Source organism: Prosthecobacter sp. (assembly GCF_044226605.1).
Taxonomy (GTDB): Bacteria; Verrucomicrobiota; Verrucomicrobiia; order Verrucomicrobiales; family Verrucomicrobiaceae; genus Prosthecobacter.
The window spans coordinates 71,157-93,403 of the sequence record NZ_JBGAGS010000002.1 but is presented as its reverse complement, the minus strand read 5'-3'; the positions used below and the strand labels follow the sequence as shown (position 1 = coordinate 93,403).

General features: G+C 60.5%; 20 protein-coding genes. 7 read left to right on the top strand and 13 right to left on the bottom strand.

Annotated elements, in window-relative coordinates; all coding sequences use genetic code 11:
• Positions 1–48 precede the first annotated feature (48 nt).
• On the bottom strand, positions 49–1,443 hold the full coding sequence (locus ACILSO_RS02535; RefSeq protein ID WP_395735790.1) for a DUF1501 domain-containing protein: 1,395 nt from the start codon (positions 1,441–1,443) through the stop codon (positions 49–51).
• 4 nt (positions 1,444–1,447) lie between these two features.
• Positions 1,448–3,487: a PSD1 and planctomycete cytochrome C domain-containing protein gene (locus tag ACILSO_RS02530; RefSeq protein WP_395735789.1), complete on the bottom strand. Its 2,040-nt coding sequence runs from the start codon at positions 3,485–3,487 to the stop codon at positions 1,448–1,450.
• Positions 3,488–3,575: 88 nt separating this feature from the next.
• On the opposite strand from ACILSO_RS02530, the gene ACILSO_RS02525 reads away from it, so the two are divergent.
• A complete protein-coding gene (locus tag ACILSO_RS02525; protein ID WP_395735788.1) occupies positions 3,576–4,463 on the top strand; it encodes an AraC family transcriptional regulator in 888 nt (295 codons plus the stop codon).
• Between the two features lie 3 nt (positions 4,464–4,466).
• On the opposite strand, the gene ACILSO_RS02520 is transcribed toward ACILSO_RS02525, so the two are convergent.
• Positions 4,467–5,918 carry a Gfo/Idh/MocA family protein gene (locus tag ACILSO_RS02520; RefSeq protein WP_395735787.1) on the bottom strand — a complete coding sequence of 484 codons (1,452 nt, stop codon included), beginning with the start codon at positions 5,916–5,918 and terminating at the stop codon, positions 4,467–4,469.
• Positions 5,919–5,980: 62 nt separating this feature from the next.
• Here ACILSO_RS02520 and ACILSO_RS02515 point away from each other — a divergent pair, with 62 nt between their 5' ends.
• Positions 5,981–6,949 (top strand): threonine dehydratase, encoded by a 969-nt coding sequence (locus tag ACILSO_RS02515; RefSeq protein WP_395735786.1) that lies wholly within the window; start codon positions 5,981–5,983, stop codon positions 6,947–6,949.
• A gap of 46 nt (positions 6,950–6,995) precedes the next feature.
• On the opposite strand, the gene ACILSO_RS02510 is transcribed toward ACILSO_RS02515, so the two are convergent.
• The 4 genes from ACILSO_RS02510 to ACILSO_RS02495 all read right to left on the bottom strand — a co-directional run bounded on the left by ACILSO_RS02510 (position 6,996) and on the right by ACILSO_RS02495 (position 12,408).
• On the bottom strand, positions 6,996–8,837 hold the full coding sequence (locus ACILSO_RS02510) for a CocE/NonD family hydrolase (RefSeq protein ID WP_395735785.1): 1,842 nt from the start codon (positions 8,835–8,837) through the stop codon (positions 6,996–6,998).
• 4 nt (positions 8,838–8,841) lie between these two features.
• Positions 8,842–9,801 (bottom strand): TlpA family protein disulfide reductase, encoded by a 960-nt coding sequence (locus ACILSO_RS02505; protein ID WP_395735784.1) that lies wholly within the window; start codon positions 9,799–9,801, stop codon positions 8,842–8,844.
• Between the two features lie 133 nt (positions 9,802–9,934).
• Positions 9,935–10,882 carry a TlpA family protein disulfide reductase gene (locus ACILSO_RS02500; RefSeq protein WP_395735783.1) on the bottom strand — a complete coding sequence of 316 codons (948 nt, stop codon included), beginning with the start codon at positions 10,880–10,882 and terminating at the stop codon, positions 9,935–9,937.
• Positions 10,883–10,929: 47 nt separating this feature from the next.
• Positions 10,930–12,408 (bottom strand): DUF1501 domain-containing protein, encoded by a 1,479-nt coding sequence (locus tag ACILSO_RS02495; RefSeq protein ID WP_395735782.1) that lies wholly within the window; start codon positions 12,406–12,408, stop codon positions 10,930–10,932.
• A gap of 197 nt (positions 12,409–12,605) precedes the next feature.
• On the opposite strand from ACILSO_RS02495, the gene ACILSO_RS02490 reads away from it, so the two are divergent.
• The 4 genes from ACILSO_RS02490 to ACILSO_RS02475 are packed head-to-tail and all read left to right on the top strand — an operon-like array spanning position 12,606 to position 15,778.
• Entirely contained in the window at positions 12,606–13,295 is a 690-nt protein-coding gene (locus tag ACILSO_RS02490) for a hypothetical protein (protein WP_395735781.1), read from the top strand.
• Positions 13,292–14,323: an alginate O-acetyltransferase AlgX-related protein gene (locus tag ACILSO_RS02485; protein ID WP_395735780.1), complete on the top strand. Its 1,032-nt coding sequence runs from the start codon at positions 13,292–13,294 to the stop codon at positions 14,321–14,323. The genes ACILSO_RS02490 and ACILSO_RS02485 overlap by 4 nt, the downstream gene beginning before the upstream one ends.
• 13 nt (positions 14,324–14,336) lie before the next feature.
• Positions 14,337–14,747 carry a MauE/DoxX family redox-associated membrane protein gene (locus ACILSO_RS02480; protein WP_395735779.1) on the top strand — a complete coding sequence of 137 codons (411 nt, stop codon included), beginning with the start codon at positions 14,337–14,339 and terminating at the stop codon, positions 14,745–14,747.
• Positions 14,744–15,778, top strand: a complete 1,035-nt coding sequence (locus ACILSO_RS02475; RefSeq protein ID WP_395735778.1) for a threonine aldolase family protein — start codon at positions 14,744–14,746, stop codon at positions 15,776–15,778. Before ACILSO_RS02480 ends, ACILSO_RS02475 begins: the two co-directional genes overlap by 4 nt.
• A gap of 162 nt (positions 15,779–15,940) precedes the next feature.
• On the opposite strand, the gene ACILSO_RS02470 is transcribed toward ACILSO_RS02475, so the two are convergent.
• The 6 genes from ACILSO_RS02470 to ACILSO_RS02445 form a co-directional block, all read right to left on the bottom strand.
• Positions 15,941–17,338: a hemolysin family protein gene (locus ACILSO_RS02470; RefSeq protein ID WP_395735777.1), complete on the bottom strand. Its 1,398-nt coding sequence runs from the start codon at positions 17,336–17,338 to the stop codon at positions 15,941–15,943.
• 20 nt (positions 17,339–17,358) lie between these two features.
• Complete coding sequence (locus ACILSO_RS02465; RefSeq protein WP_395735776.1) at positions 17,359–17,610, bottom strand: FmdB family zinc ribbon protein; 252 nt, start codon at positions 17,608–17,610, stop codon at positions 17,359–17,361.
• Positions 17,611–17,679: 69 nt separating this feature from the next.
• The gene (rpsN, locus tag ACILSO_RS02460; protein WP_377168970.1) at positions 17,680–17,949 is read right to left on the bottom strand and encodes a 30S ribosomal protein S14; all 270 of its coding nucleotides are present in this window, start codon (positions 17,947–17,949) and stop codon (positions 17,680–17,682) included.
• Between the two features lie 191 nt (positions 17,950–18,140).
• A complete protein-coding gene (locus ACILSO_RS02455) occupies positions 18,141–18,923 on the bottom strand; it encodes a thiazole synthase (protein WP_395735775.1) in 783 nt (260 codons plus the stop codon).
• A 29-nt stretch (positions 18,924–18,952) separates the two neighbouring features.
• Entirely contained in the window at positions 18,953–19,810 is an 858-nt protein-coding gene (locus ACILSO_RS02450; RefSeq protein ID WP_395735774.1) for a chlorite dismutase family protein, read from the bottom strand.
• A gap of 118 nt (positions 19,811–19,928) precedes the next feature.
• A complete protein-coding gene (locus ACILSO_RS02445; protein WP_395735773.1) occupies positions 19,929–20,396 on the bottom strand; it encodes a hypothetical protein in 468 nt (155 codons plus the stop codon).
• Between the two features lie 153 nt (positions 20,397–20,549).
• Between ACILSO_RS02445 and ACILSO_RS02440 the strand changes: the two genes are divergently transcribed.
• Entirely contained in the window at positions 20,550–22,031 is a 1,482-nt protein-coding gene (locus ACILSO_RS02440; RefSeq protein WP_395735772.1) for a PQQ-binding-like beta-propeller repeat protein, read from the top strand.
• The last annotated feature ends 216 nt before the right edge of the window (positions 22,032–22,247 follow it).

The window sequence follows — 22,247 nt, the reverse complement described above, 5'->3', positions numbered from 1 at the left end:
CCAAACGTGCCCCGAAGGCTGTTTCATCAAACAAAAACAGCCGCGCCGCTAAGCCAGTGCCTGGGTGATCACCCGCCGGTCTTCCACTCCGGTGAGACGCTGGTTGAGTCCCTGATGCAGATAACTGAGGCGCGAGTGGTCGATGCCCATGAGATGGAGGATGGTCGCATGCAAATCGCTGACGTGGCAGCGGTCCTCCACGGCCTTAAATCCAAGTTCATCCGTGGCGCCGATGGCCTGCCCGCCTTTGACTCCGGCGCCGGCCAGCCACATGGAAAAGCCATGCCAGTCATGATCACGGCCCGGCTTGCCAACGCCTTCGCTCGTGGGTGTACGGCCAAACTCGCCGCCCCAGACGAGCAGGGTCTCCTCCCACAGGCCGGTGCGTTTCAGGTCGGCAATCAGCGCGGCGATGGGCCGATCCGTTTCTCCCGCATGCAATGTGTGGTTGGTGATACAGTCGTTGTGCCCGTCCCAGGTGTCCTCAATATGGCCGCCGCCGGAGTAGAGCTGGATGAAGCGCACGCCTTTCTCGATGAGCTTGCGGGTGATGAGGCACTTGCGGCCAAAGTCGGCGGTGCGCGGATGGTTGAGCCCGTACATCTCGCGGGTGGCGGAGTCTTCGCTGTCGAGGTCGACCACGCTCATCGCCTCCGTCTGCATGCGGTAGGCCAGTTCATAGGACTCGATGCGGGCCATCAGCTCCGTCTCTTCGGGATGACGCTTGAGGTGCTCTTCGTTCAAAGACTTGAGCAGGTCCAGACTGCGCCGCTGCGTCCGCTCGCTCGTGCCTTCCGGAGTGGCAAGATCCAGCAGGGGTGAGCCGCCGCTGCGAAACAAGGTGCCCTGATACGCCGCCGGCATGTAACCCGCCGTCCAGTTCGAGGCGCTGCCGATCGGTCCGCCTCGCGGGTCCGTCATCACGACAAAGCCCGGCAAATCTTGGTTGGAGGAGCCAAGGCCGTAGTTGAGCCAGGAACCGAGACAGGGCTTGCCGATGAAAATGCTGCCTGTGTTCATCTGCAGGCATCCCGAAGCATGCGCCGCAGTGTCAGCATGCATGGAGCGGATCACACAGAGGTCATCCGCATGCATGGCCGTGTGTGGAAACAGGCTGCTGATCTCCAGCCCGCTCTGCCCATGCTTTTTAAATTCAAACGGCGACTGCATCAGATGCCCCACCGCACGCCCATTCGACCCCACCTTCGCATCCCCCGTGTAAGGCATGCCGTGGTATTTTTTCAGCGCCGGCTTCGGATCAAACGTGTCCACCTGGCTCGGTCCGCCGTTCATAAAGAGGAAGACGCAATGCTTGGCCTTCGCGGGAAAGTGCGCGCGCTTTTCAGACAGCGGTGATGCGGCCATCAAATCCGCCAGCGCCAGACCAGCGAAGCCACCCGTGGCACGCAAGAGGTATTCGCGACGTGTGATAAAATCGTTCATCGTTTTACTCTGGATAAACAAACTCGTTCAGATTCAAAATCACGCGGCAGGCCTGCTCCAGTGGCTGCTCCTGCAAAAAGGCTCGCATCTTTGCCATCTCCTCGCGTGAAGGTTCGCGGCAGAGGGCGAGCTTCCAGGCTAGGCTGATTTGCTTCTCGGCGTCGTCACCGGCTTCGCGTTTAAGGCGTTCGGCAAAGTGACGGGCCTGCTGGTTCACGAACTCGCCATTGAAGAGACTCAGGGCCTGTGGGGCGACGGTGGTGACCTGGCGCTGGGGGCAGCTGCTCACCGTGTCAGCCAGATCAAGCGTCTCAAGCATGGGGACGACGAGGCCGCGCTTGATGAAGGCGTAAATGCTGCGGCGCGAGGCTTCGCGCTCGTCCGAGGGCTGCCAGACTTTTTCCTTGTCGGTGTTGGCCTCCAGCGCGGCCTTGGGAATGCCGGGTTTCATCGCAGGGCCGAAGCGCCTCGAGTTGAGCTGACCGCTGACGGCAAGCATGGAGTCCCGGATGGCCTCGACTTCGAGGCGACGATAGCGCATGAGCGAGTCCGGTGTCTTGCTCATCTGCCAGGCACGGCTGGTGAGGATGAGGCGGTGCAGCTTTTTCAGCGACCAGCTGGCATCGTGCATGAACCAGTGAGAAAGCCAGTCGAGGAGTTCGGGTTGTGAAGGAGCGGAACCCATGAGGCCGAAGTCGTTGGCCGTGGTCACCAATCCCTGGCCGAAGTGCTGCTGCCAGATGCGGTTCACGATGACACGGGCCGTGAGCGGGTTTTGCTCGCTGGCGATCCACTGCGCCAGGCCGAGACGGCGTCGGGTGGTTGCATCGTTCGCCCCGGGAAATTCCGGCTGCTGCCTGGCGAGAATGGCGGGCACCGCAGGCCCTACGAGATCGCCGAAGCGGGTGGGCGAACCGCGCACGAGCACGTGCGTCTCCGGCGCCTTCGCAGACGGTTCGTGAAAGGCATAAACCTCGGTGCTGTCGATTGGGAAGGTCAGCTCCTTACGTCCTTTGGCAGGACGTTGCAGGGGATTGAAGACAGCGACGAGGCTGTAGTAGTCGCGCGTGGACAACGGCTCAAATTTGTGATCGTGGCAGCGCGCGCAGCCGATGGTGAGCCCGAGAAACGCCTGCCCGGTGGTGCTGACGATGTCATCAAGCTGATCATAACGATCTGCCACAGAATCGGCAGGCTCGTCATCCCAGTGACCGAGGCGCAGAAACCCGGTGGCTATGACGGATGCGAGGGAGCGGTCCGGCAATTCATCGCCCGCGAGCTGCTCCAGCACGAAGCGATTGAACGCCTTGTCTTGATTGAGCGAATCAATGACATAGTCCCGATAGCGCCAGACGAAGGGCTTTTCGGCATCGCGCTCGTAGCCGTTGCTGTCCGCATAACGCACCACATCCAGCCAGTGCCGGGCCCAGCGCTCGCCGTACTCGGGGCGTGTGAGCAGGTCATCGATCACGGTGTTGATGTCTGAAAAGCGCTCTTGCTCTTGAAGCGTCGGCGGCAGGCCGGTCAGGTCTAGGTGCACACGCCGCAGCAGCACTTGCGCATCGGCCTTAGGTGCTGCCTCATGCCTGCCAAACACAAAGGCGTCAATGGGATGGGTGAAGGCGGACGCAGGGACGTCGGGCCGCCGCACCGGCTGAAAGGACCAGTGCTCGGAGGGTTTCTTCGGGATGACTTCATCCTTGGGAAAGGGCGCACCGGCCGCAGTCCATTGCCGCAGCAGTTCTATCTGCTCAGCACTCAGCCGTTTGCCCTCCGGAGGCATGCGTTCGTCTTCATCCGTGGACGCAATGCGTTTGAGCAGCTCGTGATGAACATCTTTTTGAATCAACGCACCCGCATCGAGCCGCAGATCCCCTTTCTGCTTCACGGTGCCATGGCAGGAGACACAGCGCTCCTTGAGGAGTGGCTTGATGTCCTTCACGTAATCCACGGCCATCGCCGGCAGTGCAAACACCGAGAGGCACAGCACTGCGCAGAGGGCAGATGGCGGGCAGGTGCTGGGATGGAGTTCAGGCGGACGCATGGGCTGGCATTGACTGTCTGACATACCCATACGGGCTTCCGGCTTCTCTCTAAATTGAATGTTTGACCTCATTCATGCATATTTTGGCATGGCTGATGTGCGCGACCCCAATCTTTACTTCAACATTCCCGGTCCGTGGAATGTAAACGCCACGCGTCCTGTGCACTGCGAGCTGGGACAGATCGTTTACGCAGGCACCAAGTGGAACAGCCAGGCCACCTATGCGCATGCGCCGCCTCCACACTTCCTGCGTCCCACGCCAAACTACCTTCTGGTGCTGACGCTGGAGGGCAGCGCCGACTACATGGACGACACCGGTGTGCGCCGCGTGCTGCAGCCCGGCACGCTGGTGTGGTCAAAGCCTGGAATCAACCAAAGCTACGGCCCGCAAAACGGTGTGCGCTGGAGCGAGCTTTTTCTGTGGTTCAACGGCAGCCTCTTTGACGCCTGGCAGTCCGCCGGACATCCCGGGGACCGCAGCCGCGTGCTGGAGCTGAGCCCCCTGCCCTATTGGGTGGACCGCCTTCGCCGCATCATCGTGCCGCCGCCGGACGCGCCCGAGTCCGCGCCATTGACAAGGCTGTGCCAGTTTCAGCAGTGGCTGGCCGACGCCCTGCAGTTTGATGATGCGCGGCATCAAACAACGGAGAGCGTGCAGTGGCGTGAATCTGCAGAGCGCATGCTGGCCGATGGCAAACTCAACACACCTTCGCTGGAGCAGATCGCCGCTGACCTTGGCATGTCCTACAGTGCTTTTCGAAAACGGTTCGTGCACATGACCGGCAAAAGCCCCGGCGAGTTTCGCGCCGATGAGATCGTGCTACGCGCCTGCTCCAAACTCCTGGAGAGCAGCCACACCCTCGCCCAGATCGCGGCCGATCTGGGCTTTCACGACGCCTTTCATTTCTCCCGGCGCTTCAAGCAGGTGGTGGGCATGTCGCCGAAGGATTTTCGGCGGCAGCATGCGCCGCCCTGAGGATCACACCTCGGGAAGTTCAAAGCCCGCGGCGTATTCCTCCTGTGCAAGTTTGTTGGCCTCCGTGGCGAACTGGCCGGTGAAGACCTCGTTGACCGGATCAAAATCAAGCCAGGGGCCGACAATGACTTGATCGACATCGGTGTTGATTTGATTGGCCGCGAGCGTGCTGAGCATGTCGGCAAACATGGCCTGGCCAAATTTGTCCCCCTGCAGCCGTTCCTTGATCTCCTCGTTCTTCATGGCTTTGCCAAGGCGGTAGGACGTGTTTGCGAGATGGGAGAGCATGGCCGCCTGCTGCCCGTGGCGGATGTGAAGCACGTCCTTGGTGTATTTCCCTTCACGCACGGAGTCGATGAAGTTCTTCATGTGGTCAGGGCCGGTGAGGAAGTTCTCAAACTTCGTGATCGTCTTGCCCTCATTGTCATAGGCCTTCGATTCCGCCACGTAGCCGCCCTCACAGTGGATGATGTTCCCGGTGCGGATGCCCTTGTAAGGAGGCTCGCCGGATTTCTTGTCCATGTTCCTCATGGGCAGGCCAAACATGTCCATCAAAAGCGGCACCGGCTCGTACGGGTGGAAGGCCAGCTGGCAGTTCGCGGTCTGCCCATCATCCACATACCCCCAGCGATGGCCCAGGCTCATCACACGCTGCGGCAGCGTGGCGGGATCATTGAGCGCCCAGCGCGCCACATCATACTGATGCGGCCCCTGGTTGCCGATGTCGCCGTTTCCATACGGCCACTGCCAGTGCCAGTCGTAGTGAAACTGCCTGCGCATGACCGGCATTTCAGGACGCGGTGCAGACCACAGCTTGTAGTCCACCGTGGCGGGCGGTGGCTGGGCGGCATCCACCTTGTCGATGCTCAGGCGCATGCCATGCACCAGCGCGTGGGAGAGTTTTTTCTGTCCGATGTGACCTTCATTCACCCATGCCATCGCCGCGGCCCAGCCAAGGTCCGAACGGCGCTGCATGCCATGCTGCACGATGATGCCTTTGGCAGCCGCTTTGGTGGCGGCAGCCATGAGCTTGCGGCCCTCAATGAGATTATGGCAGACAGGCTTCTCCACATACACGTGCTTGCCATGCTGCAAGGCGGTGAGAGCGATGAGCACATGGCTGTGGTTCGGCGTGGCGATGGTCACCGCGTCGATGTCCTTGTCAGCGCAGCACTCGCGGAAGTCACGGTAGGTTTTCACCTTCACACCTTGCTTGTCGAGTTCAGCCACTTTCTTGTCCACGACGGCGGAATCGACATCGCACAGGGCGACCAAGCGCACGCCGGGAACTTTGAGCAGTTCCTTGATGTGTCCGCCACCTCGACCGCGAAAGCCAATCACAGCGACGCGCACGTCGCCGTTGGCTCCCAGTGGAGCAGCCCAGGCGGGCATGGAAATGGCCCCTGCGAGGGAGCTTTGAAGAAACCGACGGCGAGAAGTGGTGGGCGCGTTCATGGTGCCACTCATAACGCAGGCTGCGGGCTTGCCTTTACGGAGTTCATGCCTAGCGATGAAAGATGCCCTCCCTTCCAACCCTCAGCGAAATCGAATCCGCCAAGGCCCTGATCCGCCCCTGCATCCATGAGACGCCTGCGTATCGCTGGCCGCTGCTGGAGGCCGGCCTGGGCTGCGAGCTGTGGCTGAAGCACGAAAACCACACGCCTGTGGGGGCATTTAAAATTCGTGGCGGACTGGTGTACATGGACGAGTTGAAACGCCAGCAGCCTGAAGTGCGCGGGGTGATCGCGGCGACAACGGGCAATCATGGGCAGTCGATTGCCTTTGCGGCGAAACGGAACGGCCTGCGCGCCGTGATCGTGGTGCCGCATGGGAACAATCCGGAGAAGAATGCGGCGATGCGCTCACTGGGAGCGGAACTGGTGGAGCATGGGCGGGAGTTTCAGGAGGCGCTGGAGTACTCGCGTGAACTGGCCGTGCAAGAAGGGCTGCACGCGGTGCCGTCATTCCACCCGTGGCTGGTGCGCGGCGTGGCGACGTATGGCGTGGAGCTGTTTCATGCGGTGAAGGATCTGGATGTGGTCTTTGTTCCCATCGGGCTGGGGTCGGGATTCTGCGGTGTGACCGCCGCTCGCGAGGCACTGGGATTGAAGACAAAGATCATCGGCGTGGTGTCCGAGCACGCGCCCGCGTATGCGCTGTCGTTTCAACAAAGGCAGTTTGTGGAGCAGGCGAGCACGACACGCGTGGCGGAAGGGGTGGCGTGCAAGACGCCGAACCGGGAGGCGCTGGAGCATGTGATGCAGCATGCGCATGAAATCGTCACGGTGAATGATGAAGAGGCCGTGGCGGCCATGCGTGAGATCATTCAGGCCACGCACAATACCGCGGAAGGCGCCGGAGCGCTGGCCTTTGCAGCACTGAGGAAGCGGCGCAGCGAATGGCTGGGCAAACGTGTGGCGTGCGTGCTCACGGGAGGAAATGCGAGCATGCACATCCTGCGCGAGGCGCTGGCATCCTCCTCGTAGAAAAAGACGGGATGAGGAAGAGCGCAATCTTTCGCAGTCCCATTCTCTACCGCTGCACCACCGGCAGCACAATCTGCGAGGGATGCTCGCGATCATGATGCACCGTGTTCGTCGCGATGACCGTCCGCCGGTGCTGCTGCAGCGGCTCTCCGGTGTTGGGGTTCACATCAAAGCGCGGGAAATTGCTGCTGCTGATGTCCACTCGAATCCGGTGCCCCTTTTTGAATACATTGCTCGTGGGGTAGAGCTTGATCGTGATGGGATACACCTTCCCCGGCTGCATCAGCTTCTCCTCCTTCAGCGAATCGCGAAACCGCGCCCGCATGATGCCGTCGGTCAGATTCAGGTCAAAGCCATGCGGCCAGTCCGCGCTCGGAGGATACACATCCACCAGCTTGGCCGTGAAGTCGGTGTCCACCGCCGAAGATGAAACCCACAGCTTCACCTCCATCTCCCCCGTCACCTCCGCATCCTCCGGCAGCGGTGCTGTCTGAAACACGAGCACGTCGCTGCGCGCCGAGAGCGGGATGGGTTTTGTCCAGTTCCAGAACTTGTCACTCCCACGCTGATCCCACGCACCCTGCTGCATGATGCCGTCGCCGGAGGAAATATTCCCGCCAAGCGTCGGCACAGGATTTTTGGGATCAAACGCATAGCTCTGCGCCGCCGCCTCGACCTTCGGCTTTTCATCACTCAGCAGCCCTTCGGGATGCAGGTAAAACGGCGTCGCCTTAGCCCGCGCCAGCGGCCATTCATTCTCATCGCGCCACTGGCCGCCGTGATTCAGCAGTCCGTCCTTCGTCTTGCTGCCATCACCGCTGCCCATGACGAAGATGCGGACTTTTTTGGCAAAAGGCGCCGCCCGGCCCACGCTGTTGTCCAGACCTTTCATCCAATGGTCAAACCACTCCTTCCGCCACGCCAGCTGGTCAGCAATGGCGGCGTCAGCGCCAAACTCCACCTGCCCATGCGCAGACTTGTTTTGCGCCCCGTGAATCCACGGCCCCATGATTAGATAGACGTCACTTTTGAGCGACTTTGAGAGCGCCTGGAAATTCGCGGAGGTGTTGCCCGCCCATGAGTCATACCAGCCGCCTACGAGATACACAGGCATGTCCTTGTAGCTCTTCGGATCCGCCAGAATGTTGTTCTGCGCCCAGAAGTCGTCGTCCTTGCCGTGCCGCATGGCCTGGATCAGCCAGTCCTCATATTCCGGCGCCAGCTTCAGCGGCGTGCAGCCCGCACGCAGCGGCAGCAGAGGCAGGTAGTCCCAGCGATGCTCCGCCATCTCCTTCAGCTCGGCCTGCGTCGCGGGATTCAGCGCCGCATTGCTTCCCTTCCCCGCGTTCAGCATGATCCAGTTCCAGAAGCGCATCTCAAACGCCCCTGCATTCCGCATGCTCTGCCGCCCCATGTTCGACACCGCATCCACCGGGATCACCGTCGTCAGCTCCGGCACTTTAGCCAGTGCCATCGCGTGCTGGGTGCCGCCCACATACGAAGTGCCCACCATGCCGATCTTCCCGTTCGCCCACGGCTGAGCCGCGATCCACGCGGCGCAGTCAGCGCCGTCCACGCCATCGTCCGTCATCCAGTGCCACACGCCCTGGCTCGCGTAACGCCCGCGTGTATCCTGTGCCACAAACACATACCCGTGCGCCGCGAAGTATTCGCCAAAGCTTTTGGCTCCGTCCTTGTTGTAGGGCGTGCGGGTCAAAACTACGGGCAGCTTTTCCGCGCTGGCAGCCGGCAGGTAAACATCCGTGGCCAGCTGCACTCCGTCGCGCATGGCCACCATGACGTTTTTATGAACCTGGAGGTCGGGATGTTGCGCACGTAAAACCGCAGCGGCCAGCAGGACAGCCAGAAAAACAGGTCGATGAATCATGCGCCTACTCCTCGAGCAGTTTGGACACCTTCGTCTCCAGATCGCCACGCGCATTGGTGCTCACCACCATGCCCTTCTTGTTCAGCAGCCACATGGCGGGGATCGAGTCGATGCCATACTTGGAGGAGATCTCGTTTTTCCAGCCCTTGCCATCAAAGAACTGCGGCCACTCCATGCCCTTCTGCTTCACAAAGGCCTCCAGCTCGGCCTTGTCGCTGTCGAGCGAGATGCCCACAATTTCAAAGCCCTTGGGGTGCAGTTCTTTGTAGGCCTTGAGCACATTCGGCAGCTCGGCAACGCAGGGCCCGCACCAGGTGGCCCAGAAGTCGATCAGCACGACCTTGCCCTGCAGCTTGGACACATCCACTTCACGGCCGTCCACGGCGGTGAACTTCAGATCGAGCGGCTTCGTCTTCAGTTCAGAGGTGGCCTTCATGCTCTTGAGCTTGCCTTCCACCATCTTGTTCATCTTTTCTTCCGGGAAATCCTTCAGGTGCTTCTCCGCCTTTGCCACCCACGCGGCGGTGTCCCCGCCGGGGCTTTCAGCGGCATCGGCCGCCTCCATGACGCTCATCAGGCTGGCCTGTGATTTCGTTTCAGGCTTGGCGTCAGCGGCTTTGAGCACGTCCTCGAGGCTGCCGACTTTGTTTTCTGGCGCAGGCACTCCTGCCAGACTACGTGCGCGTTCGACCATCACATTAAACAAGACCGCGTCCCACCGCGCGGGATTCTCAGGCGCGACCTTCATCGCCGCTGCACAAGCTGCATCGAACTCCGTCAGCCCCGTTTTCAGCAGGGCGATCGCCTCTTCGCGTGATTTGGGCCGGGTCTTGGGTTGTTTGATGCCATCGACGATCTCCTCCACTTTTTTCCACTCGGCATCGCCTGCGGCGGCATGAAGGAGGGAAGAAGCGGCCAGGACCAAAGTCGTGACCCCGATGCGGAGGAGGCGGTGCGTGTTCATGAGCCAGCCTAAACGGAGGTCCGCCGCCCAACCATTCTTTTTACGCGAAGATTTCCAGCTTACCCTCCAATCATAAAATTCCCTGGTGGTGTGACAATCGATTTTGGTCCGGCCAGATCTATCGAGCACGCTGTCATTCAGCGAGGAGCTTTGTGACCTGCTCCTTCATGCCCTCGGCGGCATGCATGCTCACGATCATGCCCTTCTTGTTCAGCAGCCACATCGTGGGGATGGACTCGAGCTTGTATTTGAGAAAGAGCTGGTTCTCCGGGCCCTTGCCATCGAAGTACTGCGGCCATTCCATGCCCTTTTCCTTCACAAAAGCCTCCAGCTCGGCCTTGTCGCCATCGAGTGAAACGCCGATGACTTCAAAGCCCTTTTCATGCAGCTCCTTGTAGTTTTTCAGGACGTTGGGCAGCTCTTCCACACAGGGTCCGCACCACGTGGCCCAGAAGTCAATGAGGACCACCTTGCCGCGCAGCTTGCTCACATCCACTTCACGACCGTCCAGGGCGGTGAACTTCAGATCGAGTGGTTTCGTGCGGAGGTTGACCTCCACCAGCCTGTCCTCCACCATCTTGTTCAGCTTTTCCGCGGGATATTCCTTTAGATGCTTCTCCGCCTGGGCCATCCACGCCGCGGCATCGCCCCCCGGGGCGAGAGCTGCGTCTGAAGCCACCATGACCAAGGTCAGGCTCGCCTGCGATTTAGTCTCGGGCTTGGCGTCCGCTGCTTTGACGATGTCTGCCAGGCTGATGGGCTGCTGCTCGGGTCCGGGAACATTGGCCATTTCGCGCACGCGTCCGAGCATGGAATCAAAAAGCGCCACGTCCCACCGTGCGGGATTGGCAGGCGCGGCTTTCATGGCGGCCTCGTAGCTGGCATCAAACTCCTTGAGGCTCTTCTTCAGCATTCCCATCGCCTCATCATCCGACTGCGGTTTCACCTTCGGATTTCGGATGTCTTCGATGACATCATTGACCTTCTTCCATGCATCATCGCCATCGGCGGCACAAAGAAAAGAGGAGGCTGTGAGGACGAGAGCCGTGACTCCGATGCAAAAAAAGCGTTGGGCGTTCATGAGTGTGGGGGAAGCCTAAACGGGAGGAAACCCCGCCACCAATCTTTTTACGCGAAGATTTCCATGACGGCTTTTCCCTTGCCGTCTTCGGTGACGTAGAAGGGCCGCCCCTCGATCTCAAACTCCGTCTTCGGACTGATCCCCATCGCAGTCATGATGGTGGCATGCAGGTCCATCACGCTCACCGGATTCTTCGTGGCAATGAGCGGCCTCTCATCGGCGGTTTCTCCATACAGGTGCCCTTTCTTCACTCCGCCGCCAAACATGACCACGCTGGTGCCGCCGGTGAAGTGGCGGTGCAGGCCGTAGTGCTTCATCTCGCTGAGCGTATCGACCTTGAAGGTGGTCTGATCATTCGCGGTGGAGCCGGGCTTGCCCTCCATGAGCGCGTCACGGCTGAACTCGCTGGCGATGATGATGAGCGTGCGGTCCAGCAGCCCTTTGGCCTCAAGATCACGCACAAGCTGGGCGATGGGCATGTCAATCTCCTTGTGCATGGCCTCCAGCGTGGTGTGGCCGTCCTTGTGCGTGTCCCACTGAAAGAAGGGCACGTACTCGGTGGTCACCTCCACGAAACGTGTGCCGGCCTCCACGAGTCGGCGGGCGAGCAGGCAGCCACGTCCGAAACGACCCGTGTCATACTTGGCGTAGCTCTCCTTGGGTTCGAGGGTGATGTCGAAGGCCTCTCGCTCCTTCGCGCTCAGCAGGCGGTAGGCATTGTCCATGCTGCGCAGCATGGACTCCTGCTGGTAGTCGCTCATGAATTCACGTTGCGGACTTTGATCGACCAGCTTGCGAAAAAGCCGGTCACGATTGGCGAAACGGTTCGCGTCCATTCCCTTCGGCGGCTTCACGGATTGCGCGGCCTCTTCAGGAAACGGCAGGTTCATGGGGCCAAACTCGCTGCCGAAAAATCCGGCGGTGGTAAAGGCCTTCAGTTCTTCGCTTTCGCCCACGCCTTCGAGGCGCTGGCCGATGTTGATAAAGGCGGGCATCACCTCATTGCGAGGGCCGAGCACCTTGGCCATCCAGGAGCCGATGTGCGGGCACGCCACCGTCTGGGGCGGCACGTAACCAGTGTGCCAGTGGTACTGATGCCGCGAGTGCAAAATGCTGCCGAGATCCGGCTGCACCGCGCTGCGAATCAGCGTGGCCCTGTCCATCACCTGCGCAATGTTTTCCAGCCCCTGGCAGATCTTGATGCCGTCCACGCTGGTGTTGATGGCAGGAAAGGTGCTGAGCATGCGCTTGACCTCCAGGCCCTTCTCAAAGGGGAGGTAGCCTTTGGGGTCAAACGTGTCCGGCGCAGCCATGCCTCCGGCCATCCAGAGAAGGATGCAGGCATCAGCCTTTGCATTTGGGTGCGTCACCTTGTCCCCTTTCTTGGCCCAGACTGCCTGGGGTGCGCCGGTCATCCATGCAGCGGTGCTGGCAGCCGCAAGTTTCTTCAGGAAATCGCGGCGGACGAGGTGCTCGGGGAGGGTGGGGTCGATGTCGTACTTCACACCCTTAAAACGCTGCGACAATCACTCCACTGGCGCATTTTTCTTCTTTCCTGCCCCTTTTGCAGATCTCGGATCTGGCGCTCCCGGCACGCGCTCAGCATTTGCCCGGTGGTCTTCTCATTTGGATGCCGCAAAAACGAAGCCTCCTGCAGGGGCTGCCATAAATGCCCCAAGATTCCGCGATTGACGGGCGTCTAGCCATCCGCCATCTCCATACCGTGCTGATCAGCCTTCACCATCTGCTCTTCGTCCTGCTCCCCGTCGCTCTGGCGGCGCGCATGGTCATCAAACCACGCCCGTCCGCTCTCGATATGGCGCATGGGATCACGCGTTTCTGCCTGGGTTTTGGCAAAGCGGTGCTGCTGGTGGATCCTCTATGGCATCTGGCGGCGATGGTCTTTCGCGGCGGGCCGGAAAGCCTGAGCGTCAGCGTGGCGTGGATGGGGTTTCTGGCGCAGCTGGTCAGCCTGCATTTCGCCTGCACTGCTGCGGGAGACATGCTTTCAGGAACAGCGGAAATGTTTGGCTCCAAGGTGGCGGAGCCGGTGCAGGAGGCGCTGACGCTGCGGCGCTTTACCAAAGGCAAATGGCTGCAGCTGGTCGTGCTCTTGCTCGTTGCAGCCGTGATCGGCATGCTGGTGCAGACAGCTTCCTTTGGCGACACGTGGAAGCACCTGCATGCCATGTTTGTGGCTCCGGCCAAAACGACCGCCACGGTGTTTCAGCAGGAGCGGGTGTGGACGGATTTCAATGCGCTCACACTGTTTGCCTCGCTGATGTGCCTGATCGCCCTGCCGCACTCGCGTGACTTTCTGCGCGAACCTGCCCCTTGGAAAGCGGTGGTCTGCCTCGTAACCTTCATCCTTGCCGTGGCGATGCTGTGGGGGCACGCCGCACCGATGCCATGAAACCAACCCTGCAACGAATCGACCCGGCCAAGCGCACGATCCTGCCGCCCGAGCCTGAGCTGAGCGCCAAGGCAGCGCGAAACATCGTGGGCGTGTTTTTGTTTTTGCTGGCCGTGCCGCTGGCGTTTGAAGTCGCGGCGCGGTTCACGCCATCCAAAACCAACCTCGCCGCGGCAACGGTGCGCAGCGGTGTGCAATGGCTGCTGCTGCACGGGCTGAACGAGGGGAACAAGGCCGTGTTTGTGGGAAAGGACCGCTGGCTGTTTGCCCAGCATGAAATTGACCGGCTGGTTCACGCCAGACGCGCTGGGAACTTCATGCAAGCGGATTTGCTGAAACTGGCGGCCGAGCTGAAAGCGCAGGACACACCGCTTCTCGTCATCACAATTCCGGAACGTGCGGCGCTCTATCCCGAGCAGATCCATCCCGCACGCTATGCGGGCGTCATACGGCTGAAGGAGGAAGCGACCCGCCTGGCTGAATTGAAGGCCGCAGGCGTGGACGTGCTGGATATGAGCGATGCCATGTGGGAGACTCGTGAGCGGCCTCCGGCTTACTATGCTCAGGACAGCCACTGGACGCCCGAAGTGATGAAGGCGGTGGCGCTGGTGGTGAACAAGCACATCAGGGAAAAAGTTCCCCGCCTCGGCAACACCGAAACTCCGATTATCAACGCGACGACCCCGGAGCATGCGGATGCCGGAGACCTGGCGCGCCAGCTTGATCCGCGCCATGCCACGACCCTGCTGGGCGATGAGGTGGCTGACCTGGTTTCGTTTCAAGGGCTGGAGCCGAGCGCCGAGTCCCCCATCGTGCTTTTCGGAGAAGAACTGCTTCGTGTCTATGAAGATGCGAACCTGAGCTTTGGCGGCGGTGGCGCGCCACCACATGCGGGCTTTGCCTCGCAGCTGGCCGCATTGATGGGACGCCCGCTGGACGTCCGGTGGCGCATGCCAGCCCGGGAAAACGGCTACGAGGACAAGAAGCTTGTCATCATTCTGTTGCCGATGGCGGAACTGGTGCCGTAAGTTTGGCCTTTCCATGCTGCGGCTTCTTCTCCATTTCTTTTTTGGCGGCGTCTTCGTCTATGCAGGGGTTTTGAAAGTGGCGGATCCCATGTCGTTTCTGGATGACATCCGCAGCTTTGACCTGCTGGGAGATCCCTGGGCCGCATGGCTGGCCATGGGGCTGCCGTGGCTGGAGATCTTTGCAGGACTGGCGGTGATGAGCGGCCTGCTGCGCTCCGGCGGCCTCCTGATTTTGAATGGCTCGCTCGTAATCTTCCTCGCAGCCATCGGCATTTCATGGTGGCGCGGCATCGACATCCGCTGCGGCTGCTTTGGCCACGCGGATGCCACCTCCAATTATTACGATCTCATTCTGCGCGATGTGCTGCTGCTGATCGCAGGGATCGTGCTCGTATGGCATGGCAAACGGAACGCAAAAGCATGAGCACTGAAATCAAATACCACTTCGCCTCGGACAATACGTCCGGCATTTGTCCTGAAGCCTGGCAGGCGCTGGAAGAGGCCAATGCCGGCTATCAGCCTAGCTACGGAGCAGACAGCACCACCGCCGAGGCCTGCGAAACCTTCAGGCAGTTTTTTGAAACCGACTGCGATGTGTACTTCGTCTTCAACGGCACTGCGGCCAACTCGCTCTCTCTCGCAACACTCTGCCAGAGCTACCACAGCATCATCACCGCGCAGGAGGCGCATGTGGAGACGGACGAATGCGGCGCGCCGGAGTTTTTCAGCCACGGGTCGAAAATCCTCCTCGCCCGCAGCCCCCTGGGCAAGCTGGACCCTTCTGATGTGGAACGTCTGGCCACGAGCCGGAACGATGTACACTTCCCCAAGCCACGCGCGCTGAGCATCAGCCAAAGCACGGAGCTGGGCACCGTGTATCGCCCCGGAGAGGTCAAAGGACTTGGCGCCTTGGCGAAGAAGCATGGCCTCTCCATCCACATGGATGGCGCGCGGTTTTTCAATGCGCTGACCGGGCTGAACTGTTCACCGGCAGACATCACCTGGCGGGCGGGGGTTGATGTGCTGTGCTGTGGCGGCACGAAGCTCGGCATGGCGGTGACGGAGGCCGTGGTGTTCTTCAACAAGGAGCTGTCCCGGGAGTTTGCCTACCGCTGCAAGCAGGCCGGACAGCTCTGCTCCAAAATGCGCTTCATCTCCGCGCAATGGCTGCGCATTCTGACCGATGAAACCTGGCGCAGGCATGCGCAAAACGGCAACACCCTGGCACGCCGGCTGGCGGACGCGCTGGGCCATCTGCCGGGAGTCCAGATTCTCTACCCGGTGGATGCCAACGCGGTCTTCGCCAAACTGCCTGACAAGATGAAGGAAGGCCTCAAGGAACGCGGCTGGATTTTCTACAGCTTTATCGGTGGCGGCTCACGCCTCATGTGCTCCTGGCGCACAACGGAGGCGGATGTGGATGCCTTCGTGGCGGATGCGGCGGCGCTGGCATGACAGGTGCCTTGAGCGAAGTTGGACTCAACGCGGTTCCACGTTCGCCTGACGGATTCAGCGCTGTAGAAGATACACATCCCGGGAGAATGAACGTGGAAGGCCCCGGCTCAGATCCCTGGGGGAAAGCAGGCGGCGGCAGTTCCTTCCACGGCATGACCTGCGTCAAACACCCTCGGCCACTTCGCCCGCCAGCTCGGCGGCGTCGGAAATCGGGGAGAGGCGCTTGAAGTGCAGTTGCAGCACACGGCGGAGGTCGGCCTTGGTGGTGGTGACTTCGTAGCCTTCGATGGTCACTTTTTCGCCCACCTTGGGCAGGTGGCCGAGAAGATGGGTGACGTAGCCGCCAACGGTGGTGACTTCATCGCTGTCGAGATCAATGCCGGTCTGATCGGCGAGTTCATAGAGGTTGTAGGTGCCTTCGACGGTAAACTCGCGATCATTGATGCGGCGGAACTCGCTCACTTCGTGGTCGAATTCGTCCTGGATGTCTCCCACGATTTCTTCGAGCACGTTGTCGAGCGTGACGATGCCGACGGCACCGCCAAATTCATCCACCGCCAGGGCCACATGCACGTGCTTGTCGAGGAAGAAGCGAAGCAGCTTGTCGATGGGCATCATCTCCGGCACCATCTGCAGCTCGCGTTTGATCTTGCGCAGATCAGGCTGGGGTTTGCCGACGAGGCTCAGCAGGTCCTTGATATGAATGGTTCCGATGGCGTGGTCCAGATGGCCTTCCACGAGCGGATAGCGGGTGTGCTTGGAGTCGATGGCGATTTTGAGGTTGTCCTCAAAGGTTTCGTCCGCATCGAGCGAGACCACCTGGTTGCGCGGGGTCATCACATCGCGCACGCAGCGGTCGTTGAGAGCCAGGGCGTTGAGCAGAATGTCCTTCTCGGTCTCCGTCACCTCCTTGGATTTCTGGCTTTCGGCCACGATGTGGCGCAGTTCCTCCTCCGAGTGGGCGATTTCGTGCTCTGAGACGGCGGAGATGCCAAGGAAGCGGAGCACCACATTGGTGCTGGCGCTGAGGATCCAAATGGCAGGCTTCAGTACGATGTAGAAAAGGTGCAGCGGGCGCGCGACCAGCATGGCGGTCTGCATGGACTTGCGGATCGCCAGCACCTTCGGCGTCTGCTCGCCGAGGACGACGTGCAAGTAGGTGACGATGGCGTAGGCGATGCCGGTGGACGTCCAGCGGATGACGGTTTCGCTGACGATGCCCACTTTAAACAGCAGGGGCTGCACCAGGAGGGAAACGAAAGGCTCGCCGAAAATACCCAGAGCGATGCTGGTGAGGGTGATGCCGAGCTGGCCGGCCGAAAGGTAGGCGTCCAGATCGCGCGTGACCGTCTGGGCAAACTTGGCGCCGCGGGTGCCCTCGTCGATGGCGGCCTGCAGCTGGCTGTCGCGCACCTTGACGATGGCGAATTCAGCCGCGACGAAAAAGGCATTGAGCAGCACGATGGCCAGCACGATGACTACCTGCCAGAAGACTTCTCCAGCGGTGAACCCCCACTCGTGAGGAAGTTCAGCGGAGGCATTGGCTAGCAAGGGTGTCATGAGGCGGCGCTATCGGTCGTTCACAGCTTCTCGTAATTCCCATCGCATCGTTTTTCGAGGATGGTGAAGCCGGCGGCCTTGGCGTCGGAAACAGAGAGGGGTTTGGTGATCTTCGGCGTGTTGAAGCCGGAGATGAGTTTTTTGACCGGCTGCCTGCAAAGTGGGCAGGCCTCCAGCGCGGGGCGGCTGAGAGGGCGGCGCAGGTCAAAGCCTCTGCGGCATGCAGGGCATCCCTTTTCAGGGTCTTCGGCAATGTAGGAGTAGGTGGGCATCAGAGAAGATACGCTTCGCCTCTCCATGCAGCCAGAACCAGGCTCTGGCTGCAAGTTCGGACGCAATGCTTACCAGCTGGACTTCGTCACCCCGGGGATCATTCCCTGGGAAGCGAGTTCGCGGAAGGTCATACGGGACATCTGGAAGCGGCGGATGAACGCGCGACGACGGCCGGAGACACGGCAGCGGTTGATGAGACGCGTCGGGCTTGCATCGCGTGGAAGCATGGAAAGGCCGACGTAGTCGCCTTTCTCCTTGAGTTCAGCACGGAGTTTAGCGTACTTTTCGACGGTTTTACGTTTGCGCTTGTCGCGCTCGAGCCAGCATGTTTTTGCCATAGGGGCGCGGAGTCTGCCTCAAAGCCCCGTTTTCGCAAGAAGAAATTTCTACTGGCGAACACTGCGATCCGCGCTAAATGCCCATCCACTATGGTCATCTTTTACGGAATGTGTCTCGCCGCCTCACTGCTTTTCTGCGGTGTCATCGTCTTCACCTACCTGGTGAAAGGCTGAAGCGGGCCGTTTTTAACTTATTGATACAGGAAGGTCGTCAGCGGGCTGGTGGCTGAAGCCTCCGCCGCACCTTCGCTCAGACCGATTTCATAGGCGCTGCGCCCTGCTTCCACGGCCATTCTAAAGGCCTGAGCCATGCGCACGGGGTCGGAGGCCACGGCGATGGCCGTGTTGACCAGCACGGCGTCCGCCCCCATTTCAAAGGCTTCCGCGGCATGGCTGGGAGCGCCGATCCCGGCATCCACCACCACCGGCACCGTAGCCTGGGTGATGATGATTTCGATCTGCCGCCGCGTGGTGATGCCCTGGTGCGACCCGATGGGCGAGCCCAGGGGCATGACCGTGGCCGTGCCCACATCCTGCAAACGGCGCGCCAGCACGGGGTCGGCATTGATGTAGGGCAGGACGGTGAAGCCTTCCTTCACCAAAATTTCAGCCGCTTTGAGCGTCTCAATGGGATCCGGCAGCAGGTAGCGCGGGTCGGGGTGGATCTCCAGTTTCACCCAGTTGGGCAGGCCCGCAGCCACGGCCAGCCGGGCCAGGCGCACCGCCTCCTCTGCATTCATCGCTCCGCTTGTATTGGGCAGAAGCAGGATGTTTTTCGGAATGAAATCAAGGATGTTGGCAAACGGATCTCCCTTTCCGGTCAAATCCGCACGCCGCAGGGCCACGGTGACAATCTCCGTCTCCGAAGCCACGATGGCGTCCCGCATCAGCTCCCCACTGGCAAATTTCCCCGTACCCAGCATGAGTCGGGAGTTAAACTGACGATTGGCGATGGTGAGGGGCTGATTGGACACGGGAACTCAGAGATGCACCCAATCCCGCCTCACGCAAGCATCACCCGCTGCAGCAGCTCGTTCGTCGGCGGCTGGATGCCGATGTAGAAGTCGCCAAACTCCCCATACTGGGTGGTCACTTCGTCGAAGCGCATCTCATAAACGATGCTTTTGATCTGGAACATGTCGTGCGCGAAGAGCGTCACGCCCCACTCGTGGCTGTCCAGGCCGGTGGAGCCGGAGATCAGCTGGCGCACCTTGCCGGAGTATTTGCGGCCGGTTTTAGCGTGGCCGCCCATGAGTTCGCGGCGTTTGGCGAAGTCATTGGCGTACCAGTTGGCCCCCACGTTGCGGCGCTTGCTCATGGGGTAGAAGCAGAAGACCTGCCAGTCGGGCATGTTGGGGTACAGACGGTCGTTAAAATACTTCGTCATGTGGCCCTTCCACTCCGCCAGGCGCTTGTCGAAGGCCTCGGTGCCGGGAGTCAGGTTTTCCGCTTTCTCGAGCTGCACCTTGAACTCTTCCTCGCTCTGCGAGTATTCGGTCCACTCCGTCATGGAAAGGTAGCTGTAGGCGGGCGTGAGCACATCCGGACCTAGCGCCAGGGTGATCTGCTTTTCAAAACGCTGCGAGTCATGCAGGTCCGGCGTCAGCAGCATGAAGCCCAGCTCGGATTTGGGCGAGACCATGGCCAACGCGAGCAGCTGTGTGCCAGGGTGCTTGCGAATGGCCTCGATCGTGCGCGTAAAATTCTCGCGCCGCTCCTGGCGCTCCTCAGGTGTCAGCGCCGCCCAGTAGCCGTGGTCGATGTTGAAAAACAGATGCTGCACCACCCAGCCCTCCTGGGAGATTAGAGGCTTGGATTCAGCAGGGCCGTTGGAGGTTGGGAAAGAGGTCGGAATGAGCATGGGGTTGGGAGGAAGCTTTCTTTCCATACGCTGGAAATCCGCACGCTCAACGGGCGATCCTTGGGATTTGCTGTGCCTATGGCGATCCGCTGCTGCTCACCCATGTGAACTGCGGCGTTCACTGCGGCATGGCCAAATGACCAAACCGCCTGCGGCGGCTCAAGACGGCTGCCAGTCCCGTCAACCACAGCATGATCGCAAAAATCCAAGGCAGATCGGGATGCGAAGGCGGAGTCTCCGGAATCATTTGTCTGCCTTCCAGGCGTGAGCAAACGACTCTGAGTGCTTCCATGAAAATCTCTGGAAGCAGCTTGAATGAACGAAGAGTCCCGAAGCTCATGCCAAATCCGAGCATGTAGATGGGCACCATGAAAAACCAGACAGTTCGCGTAAACCACGCCAGAATGACCGGAAAAAAGGCGCAGTAAACACCACGCATCAAAACCGTACCGACCTCAAGCCTGGCACCACCGATTTCAGCTCCAAAAATCCCAACTCCATATCCGACTATGAAGGCTGTGGTGCCTGCCAGAATGAGTGCTCCTAGCTGTTGCTCATGCCAGGTGAAATCTTGTCTGGGGTTCATGCTTTCCATAAGCTCACCTCGCCACTGTCAGGTCCTTCGCCACCCGGCTCCCGCTCTGCGCATAATTTCCCTCCCTGGAGCAGGAACTCCGAGAGCAAACCGCAGGAAGAATAAAATGTGGCGGTTTTCAAGGCTGCATTACGTTACCACTCAATGCACCGCTCGTCGATCCTCTTCCTCATCCTTCTGGCTCTACGCATCTGCCCTGCGCAGGAGGCGTTTGACCGGCTGACCTTTCATGCAGCACCAAAGCCGCTTTCGAAAGACGCCAAAACCAACGACTGGCCCCGTGTCCTCGGTCCCACGGATGATGCGCACTCGCCGGAAACACATCTGCTCAAAAAGTGGGGCGCGGGCGAACCCAGGGCAGTGTGGGAAGTGCAGATGGGAGAGGCCTACAACTCCCCTGCCATCAGCGGTGATTATTGCGTGATCTTCCACGCCCTTGAAGGCAAGGAAACCATCGAGTGCCTGCACCGCGAAACGGGCAGGCGCTTCTGGTCGCAGGATTATCCCATTTCATACCAGGACCGCTATGGCTTTGGCAACGGGCCGCGCGGCAGCCCGGTCATCTCTGACGGTGTGGTGGTGACGTATGGGGTGACTTCGGAGCTGCGTGCCTTCGATTTGAAAACGGGCAGGCCGCTGTGGCAGCATGACCTGCGCAAAGAGTACAACGTGCCGCAGGATTTCTTCGGCGCGGGCGGCACGCCGCTGATTCTCAATGGCCGGGTGATCTTAAACGTCGGCGGGAAGAAGGGCGCGCTCGAAGGAAATGAAGGCCTGCGCGAGCGCAAAACGCGGCTCTCCGAAGCAGGCGTGTGCGTGGCGGCCTTTGACCTCCAAAGCGGCAAGGTGGCGTGGACCGTGGAAGACGCCTGGGGTGCCAGCTATGCCTCCCCCATTCCCGCCAAACTGCACGGACAGACCAAGGTGCTCGTCTATGCGGGTGGCGAGAGCGATCCCGCCATCGGCGGCCTCATGTGCATCGATCCCGCAAGTGGAAAGCTCCACTCCAAATTTCCCTGGCGCAATGAAGACTACATCCAGGCCATCGGAACTTCGCCCGTGGTCATTCCGGAAAAGAACCGCGCCTTCATCACCACGGCTTATCCCAAAGGACGCCCGCTCGGCGGCGTGATGGTGGAGTATGACGCGGAGTTTCAGGCCAAAGAAGTGTGGCAGTCGCAAAAGCTCGCCGTGCACTGGATGAATCCCGTCTATCACGAAGGCCACCTCTACGCCATCGATGGCGAGACGGAGCCGAAGTCCCGCCTCGTGTGCGTGAATGCGGACACCGGCGCGGAAGTATGGGAGCAGCACATCGAATGGGAGGACGCGGAGTTCAGCAAACAAAGCGGTCGGGCGAATCCGGTGCGTTTGAGCATCCTGCGTGCGAGTCTGCTGAAAGTGGACGGCGCCTTCCTCTGCTTAGGCGAAACGGGCTCGCTGCACTGGCTGGACCTCAGCCCCGCAGGCGCCAAGGTTCTGGCGCAGGCGCAGGCCTTTTACGCGCTGAATACCTGGAGCCTGCCCGCGCTCAGCTACGGCCTGCTCTATGTGCGCCAGCAGTCGGAAGATCTGCTGCGGAAGTCAGGGCCGCGGGTGATCTGCCTGGACCTGCGCGGTGAGTGAGAGCGCTAAACTGGCGTTTTCAGCCTGTGGCGTCTTATTGCAATAGCGTGTAGCGTTTTGCGCCACACGGCATAGGGAGCGGAGGAGCCTAACCCGCTTCCCTCGCGCCCCGAGAATCGCCCCTCATTTGCCGCCCGCCTCCTACTGTCCAGCTTGAAATGTGCGACTCGGAATAGGCGCGTTGCAAATCCCGCCATCTGACTTGGAGGGGTGTAA

Coding starts and splice junctions, on each gene's coding strand:
- ACILSO_RS02535 (WP_395735790.1), bottom strand. CDS start 1,443: ATGAACGATTTTATCACACGTCGCGAATACCTCTTGCGTGCCACGGGT.
- ACILSO_RS02530 (WP_395735789.1), bottom strand. CDS start 3,487: ATGCGTCCGCCTGAACTCCATCCCAGCACCTGCCCGCCATCTGCCCTC.
- ACILSO_RS02525 (WP_395735788.1), top strand. CDS start 3,576: ATGGCTGATGTGCGCGACCCCAATCTTTACTTCAACATTCCCGGTCCG.
- ACILSO_RS02520 (WP_395735787.1), bottom strand. CDS start 5,918: ATGAACGCGCCCACCACTTCTCGCCGTCGGTTTCTTCAAAGCTCCCTC.
- ACILSO_RS02515 (WP_395735786.1), top strand. CDS start 5,981: ATGCCCTCCCTTCCAACCCTCAGCGAAATCGAATCCGCCAAGGCCCTG.
- ACILSO_RS02510 (WP_395735785.1), bottom strand. CDS start 8,837: ATGATTCATCGACCTGTTTTTCTGGCTGTCCTGCTGGCCGCTGCGGTT.
- ACILSO_RS02505 (WP_395735784.1), bottom strand. CDS start 9,801: ATGAACACGCACCGCCTCCTCCGCATCGGGGTCACGACTTTGGTCCTG.
- ACILSO_RS02500 (WP_395735783.1), bottom strand. CDS start 10,882: ATGAACGCCCAACGCTTTTTTTGCATCGGAGTCACGGCTCTCGTCCTC.
- ACILSO_RS02485 (WP_395735780.1), top strand. CDS start 13,292: ATGAAACCAACCCTGCAACGAATCGACCCGGCCAAGCGCACGATCCTG.
- ACILSO_RS02480 (WP_395735779.1), top strand. CDS start 14,337: ATGCTGCGGCTTCTTCTCCATTTCTTTTTTGGCGGCGTCTTCGTCTAT.
- ACILSO_RS02475 (WP_395735778.1), top strand. CDS start 14,744: ATGAGCACTGAAATCAAATACCACTTCGCCTCGGACAATACGTCCGGC.
- ACILSO_RS02470 (WP_395735777.1), bottom strand. CDS start 17,338: ATGACACCCTTGCTAGCCAATGCCTCCGCTGAACTTCCTCACGAGTGG.
- ACILSO_RS02465 (WP_395735776.1), bottom strand. CDS start 17,610: ATGCCCACCTACTCCTACATTGCCGAAGACCCTGAAAAGGGATGCCCT.
- rpsN (WP_377168970.1), bottom strand. CDS start 17,949: ATGGCAAAAACATGCTGGCTCGAGCGCGACAAGCGCAAACGTAAAACC.
- ACILSO_RS02450 (WP_395735774.1), bottom strand. CDS start 19,810: ATGCTCATTCCGACCTCTTTCCCAACCTCCAACGGCCCTGCTGAATCC.
- ACILSO_RS02445 (WP_395735773.1), bottom strand. CDS start 20,396: ATGAACCCCAGACAAGATTTCACCTGGCATGAGCAACAGCTAGGAGCA.
- ACILSO_RS02440 (WP_395735772.1), top strand. CDS start 20,550: ATGCACCGCTCGTCGATCCTCTTCCTCATCCTTCTGGCTCTACGCATC.